Raw genomic sequence first — 11,857 nt, 5'->3', positions numbered from 1 at the left:
GGCAATAGTTTTACTTGAGATTGCCGCTGAGGAATTGCTTCAGGCGTTCGCTTTTCGGATTGCCCAGCACGTCTTCCGGCGCGCCTTCTTCTTCCACCAGCCCTTGGTGCAGAAACAGCACCTGACTCGACACCTTGCGCGCAAAACTCATTTCGTGGGTGACCATGATCATGGTCCGGCCTTCTTCGGCCAGGCCCTGAATCACCTTGAGCACTTCGCCGACCAGTTCCGGGTCGAGCGCCGAGGTCGGTTCGTCGAACAGCATGACTTCCGGCTCCATGGCCAGGGCCCGGGCGATGGCCACCCGTTGTTGCTGGCCACCGGAAAGGAACGCCGGATACTGATCGGCGACCCGGGCCGGCAGGCCGACCTTGTCCAGATAACGCCGGGCGCGATCATCGGCCTCGGCCTTGCTGCAACCCAGCACCCGGCGCGGGGCCATGGTGATGTTTTCCAGCACGGTCATGTGGCTCCACAGGTTGAAATGCTGAAACACCATGGCGAGGCGAGTGCGCAAGCGTTGCAGTTCCTCTGCGTCGGCGACGTGCATGCCGTGGCGGTCGGTGACCATCCGGATCGCCTGGCCGTCGAGGCTCATGGCGCCGTCGTTGGGTTGTTCGAGGAAGTTGATGCAGCGCAAAAAGGTGCTTTTGCCCGAGCCGCTGGCGCCGATCAGGCTGATCACGTCACCGGTTTTGGCTTTGAGCGAAACGCCTTTGAGCACCTGATGGTCGCCATAGCTTTTATGCAGGCCTTCTACGGTCAGTTTGTACATGGGACAGGCATCCTCAAGGCGAAAGTAAATAGCCGCTGCGATAGGCTTCGGCGCCCGCGATGTGGGCGATCACCATACCGGCCGTGGCCATGCGCCGCAGTGAGCGGGCATAGAGCAGACCGGAAGCGGTGCAATGGACTGGCGTGACCCGATCGTTGATCGGGTCGATGATTTCGGCGATTTGCTGCCCGGCTTCCAGATGCTGCCCGGGCGTGGCGGTGTACACCAGCAGGCCGCCGACCGGCGTGGTGACAGGTTCGACGCCTGCCAGCGGAGTGGCCGGGAATGGCAGCTCCGGCAGCGGTTTCGAGGCGCCGGCGATGGCGCCGAAGTGAGTCAGGTAATCGAGCAGCGCCTGGCAGTCACGACTGGCCACGGGATGGCTGACGTCGCCCTGGCCGCGCAGCTCGACCGTCACCGAGAAACTGCCGAGGGGGATCTCGAAGTGCTCGCCGAAGCGCTCCTTCAATTGCCACCACAACAGGGTGAAGCATTCGTCGAACGACTGACCGCCGGAGTCGGTGGCCAGCAGGCTCGCCTGTGATTCGATGTAGCGCGCCAGCGGCTCGACCTGGGGCCAGGCCTCGGGCGTGGTGTAGAGATGAACCACGGATTCGAAATCGCAGTGCAGGTCCAGCACCATGTCCGCGTCACAGGCCAGCCGTTGCAGGGTCAGACGCTGGGATTGCAGCTGAGTCGTGGCGGTATGGCGGGCGAGGGCGCTGCGCAGGCTGGTGCGGATCAGTTCGAGGTTGCGCTGCGGGTCGTCGCACAGTTGCGATTCGATTTCGTTGCCGATCTCTTCGCTGAGGTCGACGAACCAGCGGTTGAAATTCTGCCCGCTCTCCAGTTCGTAGCGGCCCAGCGGCACGTCCATCAGCACTTGTTCGAGGCCGACCGGGTTGGCCACCGGCACCAGCACGATTTCGCTGATCAGGCGCCCGGCGGCTTCCAGCTCCGCCAGACGCTGCTTGAGGTGCCAGGCCACCAGCATGCCGGGCAGTTCGTCGGCGTGCAGCGAGGACTGGATATAGATTTTGCCTTTGGCCTTGTCCGGGCCGAAGTGAAAGCTGTGGATCTGTCGTGCGGTCCCCGGCAGCGGGGCCAGCAGGTCATGTATCTGGTGGCGCATTGCAGAGAGGTCCTAGTGAGTCGGCCCGAGGAAGGCCAGCCATCGGCGTTCGGCAAGACGGAACAGGCCGACCAGCGCAAAGGTGATGGTCAGGTAGATCAGCGCGGCGATGCCGAACGACTGGAAGGTCAGGTAGGTCGCCGAGTTGGCGTCCCGCGCGACTTTCAGGATGTCCGGGATCGTTGCGGTGAACGCCACGGTGGTCGAGTGCAGCATCAGGATCACTTCGTTGCTGTAATACGGCAGCGAGCGACGCAGCGCCGACGGCATGATCACGTAGGCATACAGCTTCCAGCCGGTCAGGCCGTAGGCCTTGGCCGCTTCGACTTCGCCGTGGTTCATGCTGCGGATCGCCCCGGCGAAAATCTCCGTGGTGTAGGCGCAGGTGTTGAGGGCGAAGGCGAGGATCGTGCAGTTCATCGCATCGCGAAAGAATGCATCGAGCATCGGCTGGGCGCGCACGGCGGCCAGGCTGTAGATCCCGGTGTAGCAGATCAGCAGCTGGATATAGAGCGGCGTGCCCCGGAACAGGTAAGTGTAGAACTGCACCGGCCAGCGAATGTAGAAGTGCGGGGAAACCCGGGCAATCGACAGCGGGATCGACACGATGAAACCAATGAAGATCGACGCACTGAGCAACCACAGGGTCATGGCCAGCCCGGTGATGTTGTTGCCGTCGGTATAAAGGAAGGGTTTCCAGTATTCCTGCAGGAGTTCGATCATCGTACGGCCTCCCGGGCACCGGCGGCGTAGCGACGTTCGAGCCAGCGCAGGATGACGTTCGAGGCACTGGTGATCAGCAAATAGATCAAGGCGGCGAGTACCAGGAAGTAGAACAGTTGATAGGAGCTTTTGCCGGCATCCTGGGCGGCCTTGACCAGATCCGCCAGGCCGATGATCGACACCAGCGCGGTGGCCTTGAGCATCACCATCCAGTTGTTGCCGATGCCCGGCAGGGCGAAGCGCATCATTTGCGGGAACACCACGAAGCGAAAGCGCTGGCCGCGTTTTAGGCCGTAGGCCGTGGCGGCTTCAACCTGACCCCGTGGCACGGCGAGGATCGCGCCGCGGAAGGTTTCGGTGAAGTACGCGCCATAAATGAAGCCCAGAGTGATCACGCCGGCCGTGAAGGAGTCGATTTCAATGTAATCCCACTCCATGACGTCGGTCAGCGCGGTCAGCCAGGTTTGCAGGCTGTAGAAGATCAACAGCATCAGCACCAGGTCCGGCACCCCGCGAATCAGCGTGGTGTAGAGCTGGGCAGGCAGGCGCAGCAGTTTTGATTTGGACAGTTTGGCACTGGCGCCCAGCAGGCCGAGCAACACGGCCACCAGCAGCGACAACGCCGACAATTTGATGGTCATCCAGGTGCCTTCCAACAGCAACGGACCGAAGCCCTTGAGGCTGAAGGCGGAGAGCCCCAGATTTTGTAAGAGGTTTTCGAACATAAATCAGCAACCTGAGCGGATGAAAAAGGCGCCCATCGAAGGATGGGCGCCGGTGCATTATTTGCCGCTGTACAGATTCAGATCGCCAAAGTGTTTCTTTTGAATCTCGGCGTATTTGCCATCGTCGTGTAACGCTTTGATACCTTTATCTAAAAGCGCCTTCAGCTCTTTGTTACCTTTCTTAATACCGACAGCGGTTTTGGCTGGCAGCAATTCGCTGTCAACCGGCTTGCTGACTTCGTACGCGGCACCGTCCGGCGACTTCAAAAAGCCCAGTTCGGCTTGCAGCATGTCCTGGATCGAGGCGTCGAGGCGGCCGTTTTTCAGGTCGGCGTAGACCTGGTCCTGGTTGGCGTAGGCCTGGATTTTCACCCCGGCCTTCTCCAGCACGGCCTTGGCGTAGGCTTCCTGGATGGTGCCTTGCTCGTAACCGACGGATTTGCCCTTCAGCGAAGCGACGTCATCGGTCAGGCCGGAACCCTTCTTGAATACGTAGGCAGTCGGGCCGGAGAACAGCTCGCTGGAGAAGTCGATGGCCTTTTCACGGGCCGGTGTTACCGTCATCGACGAGATCACACCGTCGAATTTATTGGCGTTGAGGCCCGGAATCATGCCGTCGAAGTCGCTTTCGACCCACTTGCACTTGACCTTCAGCTCGGCGCAGATCGCGTTGCCCAGATCGATGTCAAAGCCCACCAGGCTGCCGTCGGCCGCTTTCGACTCGAACGGTGCGTAGGAAGGATCGACGCCAAAACGCAGCTCTTTGTATTCCTTGGCCAGCGCGGAGCCGGCGGCCATGCACAACGCCAGTGCAGAAAGGGTCAGCAATGCTTTTTTCATTATTCAATCCCTAAGAACCAATATGAGCGCTTGTGGCGCAGAATTATTGTTACTGGAACGCTTACGACTTATAGAAAGTAGCAATTTCCGAACCAGAGTCCCGAACAAGTGTTTTAAAAGGTGTAGGAAGGGAGGGCGCAGCGGGAGGAATGCCCGAAAACGGGCACGGAAAATCGGATGCACTCTTCTAGCGCAGGAAGGGCTTTTCCGGGGCAGGGATCAGACCAGTAGATTCTGCAAGGTCGCCAGGTTGTCGGCTTCTTCCACGGTCTTGTCCTGGCGCCAGCGCAGCATGCGCGGGAAGCGCACGGCGATGCCGCTCTTGTGCCGGCGCGACAGGGCGATGCCTTCGAAACCCAGTTCGAACACCAGGCTTGGCGTCACGCTGCTGACCGGGCCGAACTTTTCCACGGTGGTCTTGCGCACGATGCTGTCGACCTCGCGCATTTCCTCGTCGGTCAGGCCGGAATAAGCCTTGGCGAACGGCACCAGGGCGCGGGCGCTGGAACCGGGCGGCCCGTCCCACACCGCAAAGGTGTAATCGCTGTACAGGCTGGCGCGCCGGCCATGGCCGCGCTGGGCGTAAATCAGCACCGCGTCGACACTGAACGGGTCGACCTTCCACTTCCACCACACGCCCATGTCCTTGGTGCGCCCGACACCGTACATCGCGTCGCGGGCCTTGAGCATCATGCCCTCGACCCCCAGCCGCCGGGAAGCTTCGCGCTGCCGGGCGAGGTCGAACCAGTCGCTGCCGGTCAGCACCGGGGAGGGCAGCAGTACCGGGTTGTTGCAGCGGGCGATGACCTGTTCCAGTTGTTCACGCCGTTTGATCTGCGGCTGGTTGCGCCAGTCTTCGCCCTGCCACTCCAAAAGGTCGTAGGCGAGAACCACCACGGGTACGTCTTCGAGGATTTTCCGGTCGAGTGTCTTGCGACCGATCCGTTGCTGGAGCAGGGCGAAAGGTTGCACCGCTGGTGGCGCTGTCGAGTCCGGATCAAAGGTTTCGGCGTCAGGCCGGGTGTTTTTCCAGACCACGATTTCGCCGTCGATCACCGTACCGTCAGGCAAACCTTCAACCAGCGAGTCGAGTTCGGGAAAGCGTTCGGTTACCAGTTCCTCGCCACGGGACCAGATCCACAACCGCCCGTCACGCTTGACCACCTGCGCGCGGATGCCATCCCACTTCCACTCCACCTGCCAGTTGCTGGCCGGGCCGAGCAAGTCTTCGAACTGCTCGACCGGTTGCGACAGGCCGTGGGCGAGAAAGAACGGATACGGCTGGCCGCCACGCTGGGCGTGTTCGTCGCTGGACTCCGGGGCGATGAGTTTCAGGTAGCTGGCGGCGTCCGGCCGGTTGGACAAGTCGGTGTAACCCACCAGCCGTTGCGCCACGCGTTTGCTGTCCAGCCCGGCCATGGAGGCCAGCGCACGAGTCACCAGCAATTTGGAGACACCGACGCGGAAACTGCCGGTGATCAGTTTGATGCACAGCATCAGGCTCGGCCGATCCAGTTGCGCCCACAGCGCTGGCAACTGACGAGCAAGGTATTCCGGAGTTTCACCACGCAGCGGCAACAGCTTGTGCTCGATCCATTCGGCGAGGCCGGCTTCGGAGGTGTGCGGGTTTTCCGGTAAAACCAGCGAGATGGTTTCCGCCAGATCGCCGACTGCTTGATAGCTTTCCTCGAACAGCCATGGCGTGAGTCCGGACACTTCGACGGCGAGTTCGCGCAGGATCCGCACCGGCACCAGTTGCCGAGGCCGTCCGCCGGACAAAAAGTACACCGCCCACGCGGCATCTTGCGGTTCCGCCTGGGCGAAATAGGCCTGCATGGCCGCGAGTTTGGCGTTGCTGGAGGTGGTGGCGTCGAGTTCAGCGTACAACCCGGCGAAGTCTTTCATGGCTGCACCTCGGCGACGATGGGTTCGACGGCGAGGTTGTCCTGTTCATCATCGCCGTATTCGGTGTTGAAGCCTTGAGCGTCCAGGCCTTGTTCGCGCAGGTGGCGGACCAGCACACCGATGGAGCCGTGCGTAACCATCACCCGTTCGGCGCCGGTCTGCTCGATGGCCCACAGCAGGCCGGGCCAGTCGGCGTGATCCGAGAGCACGAAACCACGATCCACGCCGCGCCGCCGACGGGTGCCACGCAAGCGCATCCAGCCGCTGGCGAAGCTGTCGCTGTAGTCGCCGAAACGCCGCATCCAGCTGCTGCCACCCGCCGAAGGCGGGGCGATGACCAGCGCCTGACGCATCAAAGGATCGTTTTTCTTCACGTCGCCGGCGTAGATCGTCGGCGGCAGATACACCCCGGCCTCACGGTAGACCCGGTTCAGCGGTTCCACCGCGCCGTGGCTGAGGATCGGGCCGAGGGTTTCGTCGATGCCGTGGAGGATGCGCTGGGCCTTGCCGAAGGAGTAGCAGAACATCACGCTGGTTTTGCCGGCTTCGATATTCGCCTGCCACCACTGATTGATCTCGCCGAACACCTGCGCCTGCGGCTGCCAGCGGTAGATCGGCAGGCCGAAGGTCGATTCGGTGATGAAGGTGTGGCAGCGCACCGGTTCGAAGGGCGCGCAGGTGCCGTCGGGTTCGATTTTGTAGTCGCCGGAGGCGACCCAGACTTCGCCGCCGTATTCGAGTCGCACCTGAGCCGAGCCCAGAACGTGTCCGGCAGGATGAAAACTCAAGGTGACACCGTGGTGGGTCAGGCGCCGGCCGTACTCAAGTGATTGCAGGTTGATGTCCTGACCCAGACGCGCACGCAGAATCCCTTCGCCGGCGCTGGCCGCCAGATAGTGTGCGTTGCCGGTGCGGGCGTGATCGCCGTGGGCATGGGTGATCACCGCGCGCTCGACCGGGCGCCACGGATCGATATAGAAGTCCCCGGCGGGGCAGTACAGGCCTTCGGGGCGGGCGATAACAAGGTCCATGGCGTTACCGGAATGGAGGGACTTGTTAGCTATGAGGTTTGCGCGAAGTCAGAAGTTCGATTGATTTTGCGGGAGTAGGACGGAAGAAATTTGTTGGCGGGGAGATCCAGCCCTCACCCCAGCCCTCTCCCGGGGGGAGAGGGAGCCGACCGAGATGTCTGGCGAAGGTACATCGACCTGTAAGATCTAATCGACTATGGATTCGCTGAGATCTTTCACGTCGGTGTACTTCTCAAATATCCCACGGTCAGTCCCCTCTCCCGGGGGAGAGGGAGCCTACGGAGGTGTCTGGCGAGGTGCATCGACCTGTGAAAGCGAGTCGATTATGGATTCGGTGAGACACTTTCAGGTCGATGTAAGGCTGAAGCATCCCCCAATCGGTCCCCTCTCCCTCCGGGAGAGGGTTAGGGTGAGGGGGCTCTTGATCTTTAATCCTATTTCCCGGGAGTCAGCGTCAACCGCGTCTTCCCATACACCCGCTCAAAGTTCTGCGGCTGCATCGGCAAACCGATGTACTGGCCCTTCAGCCAGGGATCGATCCCGTTGAGGTAGTTCGGACTGGCCGGGTTACCCGATTGCCCCGTGCCGTTCTGGCCCATCAGCGGTTCGCTCTGGCTGAAATCGACGATGAAACGCATCGACGGCGCCCGGGTGGTGTTGAAGTCCTGACCCCAGGCAAACGCCGCCGTGTTCAGAGTGGTGTGGTCACCACCCGCAGCGATCGGACCGCGAACGGTCTGGCCGTTGGCGTTTTTCCATTCGTAGCGGTGCAATTTGCCCCACTGCCAGGCTTTGCGGTCGCCGCCCAGTTGGCTGTCGCCGGCGCTGATCGCCGCTGCCAGGCTGCGGGCGAGGATGGTCGGTTTGTCTTCTTTCTGCGGGGTGCGGGCGTCGTCCCAGAATGGACTGTCCTCACGGCCCAGCAAGTGATCGGCCTGCGCCGAGTAGGACAAGTCGCCGTTGGCGATAAACGCTTTCCACGCCGGGCTGTTCTGCGGGCCGAGTTCGTCGAGGAAGATCTGCTTCATGCTTTCCTGCAGGAACAACTCGTAGATCGCCGCATCGGCGGAGGTCGGGCTGAGCTTGCCGTCGAACGCCATCAAGCGGGTGTAGGCCTCGCGGGCCTTGCTGCGGTCGGCTTCCGGCAGGGCGTCGATCGCCTGTTTCAGCGGCTGCGCCATGCCCGGGGATTCGAACATCTTCTTCAGCTTGGCGGCGAAGGTGGTGGTCTGGTCGTACTGCATGGCGATCATGCTGCGACCGTCCTGTTTACCGCTGCCGGCCAGTTCCGCGAGGCGCTCGCCACGCTCCGGTGCGGCCCAGGAGTTGGACAGTTGCATGCCGTAGCCGTGAGGGATGACCCGCTGGTTGGCGGTGCCGAGCCAGCCCTGCGCCGGATCCTGATCGTACGGGTGCAGCATCGGGTCGGCGTAACCGTCCCAGTCGTAGCGACCGTCCCAGCCCGGCGACGGCAGCAGGCCTTCGCCTTCGCGGCGGTTCGGGAAGCGCCCGGTGACCTGCCAGCCGATATTGCTGGCGTCGGCAAACACCAGGTTCAGCGCGATGGCACGGATTTCCCGGCTGGCGTCCGAGGCGCGTTCAGCGGTTTGCGCGCGGCTCAGATCGAAAAACGCATCGAGGGATTTGTCGTCGGTGAAGCTCGGCGTCTGCAACGCCAGACCGAAGCCAGCACCCTGTACAGCGGCCTGAGCACTGTTGAGCAATGCGCCGTGGCGGGTTTCGTACACCGCTTCACGAATCGGCCGCTGGCCTTTGACGAAATAGGTTTCGTTGCGCACGCCCAGTGGCTGCCATTTGCCGTTGACCTCGTAGGTCAGGTTGCTGCCCTGGCGTCGGATTTTTTCCAGGAACAGGTCCTGGTTGTCGCCGAAGACGCTGGTCGCGCTCCACGCCACTTTGCCGTTGAAACCACCGAGCACCATCGGCAGACCGGCCACGGTCACACCGGCGGCCTGGTATTTCGGCGCGTGAATCTGCACGAAACTCCACAGCGACGGCGCGGCCAGCGGGCCATGACTGTCGCTGGCCAGCAGGCTCTTGCCGCTGCGGCTGCGTTGCGGGGCAATCGCCCAGTTGTTCGAAGTGCTGGCGCCGAGCAGGTTCATTGCGGCCAGTTGTTCGCTGGCGTTGCTCAGCTCGCTCAGGCCCGGAATCTGCCCGTTGAGCTTGATGCCTTGCAGCTTGTCGGCTTCGGCCACCGGCAGGTTTTCGTCGGGGGCGGACGGGGTCAGCCAGGCGAGCTTGTCGGTGGTGACGGTCTGCGCCAGCACCAGCGAAGCGATTTCTTCCGGCAGGTTGGCCGACTGGCTGAAGTTCAGCAGGCAGAAGATCAGCGCCGAATCTTCCGGTTTCCAGTATTCAGGCTTGTAGCCGCTGGAGGCCAGATCCCCCGGCAACTTGTCGGCGTAGCGGAACAGGTAGGCGTTGACGCCCCGCGCATAGACTTCGAAGAAGCGCTTGAGCCGTGGCGACGAGGCCTTGTACAGCTCGCCGGCGCTTTTCTTCAGGTTGACAGCGCGCATGTAGCGGTCGGCGTCGAGCATCGACGCGCCGGACATTTCCGCCAGACGCCCCTGGGCCAGCAGGCGCAGGGTGACCATCTGATTGATGCGGTCGCTGGCGTGCACATAACCGAGGGCGAACAAGGCGTCGTGGAAGCTGTTGCTTTCGATCAGCGGCATGCCCATGGCATTGCGGCGTACCGAAACGTTCTGCGCCAGGCCCTTGAGCGGCTGTACACCGGAGGTCGGCGGGAGGGAGTCCTGAGCGTTCCAGGTCTGGCAACCGGAGAGGCTCAGGACACCGGTCACTGCTGCGGCAACGCCGAACCGGGGAAGAAAATGTGAAAGGGCTGGCGAGGCCATGGCAAAGCTCCTGCGGGGGTGTAGAGGCTGGGGGCGCAATAAAGCCGCTACGTTAGTGAGCAGGAGGGGGCCGCGCAAGCGGGGCGAGCGGTTATTTCTTCCCGTTGATCGTTCCCGCGAACGGGAACGATCAGGCCGGGTCACTCAAGCCTTCGGCGGATTGATCTTCTGCACCAGCGCGTAGGCCTTCACGGTCGCCGGGCGATCCTTGATGTGGTTGAACCAGCGCAGCACGTTCGGGAAGTCTTCGAGGTTCTGACTCTGCCATTTGTGCGAGACGATCCACGGGTAGATCGCCATGTCGGCGATGCTGTACTCGCTGCCGGCAACGAATTCATTGTTGGCCAGTTGCTTGTCCAGCACCCCGTACAAACGTGCGGTTTCATCGATGTAGCGCTTGATCGCGTAGGGGATTTTTTCCGGAGCGAACTGGCTGAAATGATGGTTTTGCCCGGCCATCGGCCCCAGCCCGCCCATCTGCCAGAACAGCCATTGCAGCGCCACCTGACGGCCACGCAGATCCTTGGGCAGGAACTTCCCGGTCTTTTCCGCGAGGTACAGCAGGATGGCGCCGGACTCGAACAGCGACAACGGCTCGCCGCCATCGGCCGGCTCATGATCGACGATGGCCGGAATGCGATTGTTCGGCGCGATCTTCAGGAAGTGCGGCTGGAACTGCTCGCCCTGGCTGATGTTGATCGGGTGCACGTTGTAGCGCAGGCCGGCCTCTTCGAGGAACAGGGAAATCTTGTGGCCGTTGGGCGTGGTCCAGTAATACAGGTCGATCATGGAAAGCTCCAAATCAGGAAGGGTACGGACAGTAAACGCCGGCTTCAGGTTGTCCTGTGTGCGTTCGATAGCTTGCTTAGTGACAGGAGGTGATGCTCAAGTACGGGAAATTCAATGACCGCGCGTGAGAAAAATCGCCATGGAGCTTCAGGCCAACGCTGCACTGATCATCATCGACCAGCAAAAAGGCATTCTGGAGCCGCGTCTGGGGCGACGGAATAATCCGTTGGCCGAAGAACGGATCCTCGAACTGCTGACTTTTTGGCGGCGCTGCGGGCGGCCAGTGATTCACGTGCAGCACCTGTCGCGCTCGCCGGATTCGGTGTTCTGGCCCGAGCAGTCAGGCGTGGAATTTCAGGAAAGGTTTTTGCCGCAGGACGGCGAGTGGCTGATCCGGAAACAGGTGCCGGACGCCTTTTGTGCGACGGGGCTTGAAGTGAAGTTGCATGAGGCCGGGATCGGGCAATTGGTCATCGTCGGCGTGGTCACGAACAATTCGGTGGAGTCCACGGCGCGCACGGCGGGCAATCTGGGGTTCGAGGCGTGGGTGGCGGAGGATGCGTGCTTTACCTTCGACAAGGCCGATTATTTCGGCACGCTGCGTACGGCTGAAGAGGTGCATGCCATGTCGCTGGGGAATCTGGATGGGGAGTATGCGACGGTGGTCAGCAGCGCTGAAATTCTTGCGGCAGTCTTATACTGATCGGGGGAAGTTGCTGGCCTCATCGCTGGCAAGCCAGCTCCCACATTCGACCGAGTTGCTCCTGATGGAACGCGATCCCTGTGGGAGCGAGCTTGCTCGCGATTGGCGGTGTATCAGGCGAAGAAAATATTCACCTGAAACATCAAGCGCCGTGGCACTTCTTGAATTTCTTGCCGTTGCCGCACGGGCAAGGGTCGTTGCGGCCGACGTCTTTCAGGGCATTGCGCACCGGTTCCTGGTGGGTGTGGCCGCAGTTCGGGCCGTGGACATGGCCATGGTCGTGATCATGGTGGTGATGGTCATGATCGTGGTTGCAGTCTGGGCCATGGACATGAGGTTGCTGGGTCAT

Annotated in this window: 11 protein-coding genes; 1 reads left to right on the top strand and 10 read right to left on the bottom strand. The window is 61.7% G+C overall.

The genetic code is table 11. The features are described from left to right. Positions 1–10: 10 nt before the first annotated feature. The 9 genes from OQ248_RS04325 to OQ248_RS04285 form a co-directional block, all read right to left on the bottom strand. Positions 11–775 (bottom strand): ATP-binding cassette domain-containing protein, encoded by a 765-nt coding sequence (locus OQ248_RS04325; RefSeq protein WP_085712923.1) that lies wholly within the window; start codon positions 773–775, stop codon positions 11–13. A 13-nt stretch (positions 776–788) separates the two neighbouring features. Beyond that, positions 789–1,907, bottom strand: a complete 1,119-nt coding sequence (locus tag OQ248_RS04320; protein ID WP_265812135.1) for a succinylglutamate desuccinylase/aspartoacylase family protein — start codon at positions 1,905–1,907, stop codon at positions 789–791. A 12-nt stretch (positions 1,908–1,919) separates the two neighbouring features. After that, the gene (locus OQ248_RS04315) at positions 1,920–2,630 is read right to left on the bottom strand and encodes an ABC transporter permease (protein ID WP_085712925.1); all 711 of its coding nucleotides are present in this window, start codon (positions 2,628–2,630) and stop codon (positions 1,920–1,922) included. After that, positions 2,627–3,355 (bottom strand): ABC transporter permease, encoded by a 729-nt coding sequence (locus tag OQ248_RS04310; protein ID WP_065259276.1) that lies wholly within the window; start codon positions 3,353–3,355, stop codon positions 2,627–2,629. Before OQ248_RS04310 ends, OQ248_RS04315 begins: the two co-directional genes overlap by 4 nt. A gap of 57 nt (positions 3,356–3,412) precedes the next feature. Then, positions 3,413–4,195 carry a transporter substrate-binding domain-containing protein gene (locus OQ248_RS04305; protein ID WP_065259277.1) on the bottom strand — a complete coding sequence of 261 codons (783 nt, stop codon included), beginning with the start codon at positions 4,193–4,195 and terminating at the stop codon, positions 3,413–3,415. Positions 4,196–4,414: 219 nt separating this feature from the next. Next, positions 4,415–6,100 carry an ATP-dependent DNA ligase gene (locus tag OQ248_RS04300; protein WP_265812134.1) on the bottom strand — a complete coding sequence of 562 codons (1,686 nt, stop codon included), beginning with the start codon at positions 6,098–6,100 and terminating at the stop codon, positions 4,415–4,417. Continuing rightward, positions 6,097–7,131 carry a ligase-associated DNA damage response exonuclease gene (locus OQ248_RS04295; RefSeq protein WP_265812133.1) on the bottom strand — a complete coding sequence of 345 codons (1,035 nt, stop codon included), beginning with the start codon at positions 7,129–7,131 and terminating at the stop codon, positions 6,097–6,099. The genes OQ248_RS04300 and OQ248_RS04295 overlap by 4 nt, the downstream gene beginning before the upstream one ends. A gap of 434 nt (positions 7,132–7,565) precedes the next feature. Beyond that, positions 7,566–10,016, bottom strand: coding sequence for a penicillin acylase family protein (locus OQ248_RS04290; protein WP_265812132.1), 2,451 nt, complete (start codon positions 10,014–10,016; stop codon positions 7,566–7,568). A 144-nt stretch (positions 10,017–10,160) separates the two neighbouring features. Continuing rightward, the gene (locus OQ248_RS04285) at positions 10,161–10,805 is read right to left on the bottom strand and encodes a glutathione binding-like protein (protein ID WP_119427228.1); all 645 of its coding nucleotides are present in this window, start codon (positions 10,803–10,805) and stop codon (positions 10,161–10,163) included. A gap of 139 nt (positions 10,806–10,944) precedes the next feature. On the opposite strand from OQ248_RS04285, the gene OQ248_RS04280 reads away from it, so the two are divergent. Further along, entirely contained in the window at positions 10,945–11,508 is a 564-nt protein-coding gene (locus OQ248_RS04280) for a cysteine hydrolase family protein (RefSeq protein ID WP_265815062.1), read from the top strand. A 142-nt stretch (positions 11,509–11,650) separates the two neighbouring features. Here OQ248_RS04280 and OQ248_RS04275 read toward each other — a convergent pair whose 3' ends face one another. Then, positions 11,651–11,857, bottom strand: a complete 207-nt coding sequence (locus OQ248_RS04275; RefSeq protein ID WP_265812131.1) for an SEC-C metal-binding domain-containing protein — start codon at positions 11,855–11,857, stop codon at positions 11,651–11,653.

The sequence above is a fragment of the Pseudomonas sp. COW5 genome (assembly GCF_026240005.1).
Lineage (GTDB): Bacteria > Pseudomonadota > Gammaproteobacteria > Pseudomonadales > Pseudomonadaceae > Aquipseudomonas > Aquipseudomonas kribbensis.
The sequence above is the reverse complement of the archived record's forward strand: the minus strand, read 5'-3'. Positions and strand labels throughout refer to the sequence as shown.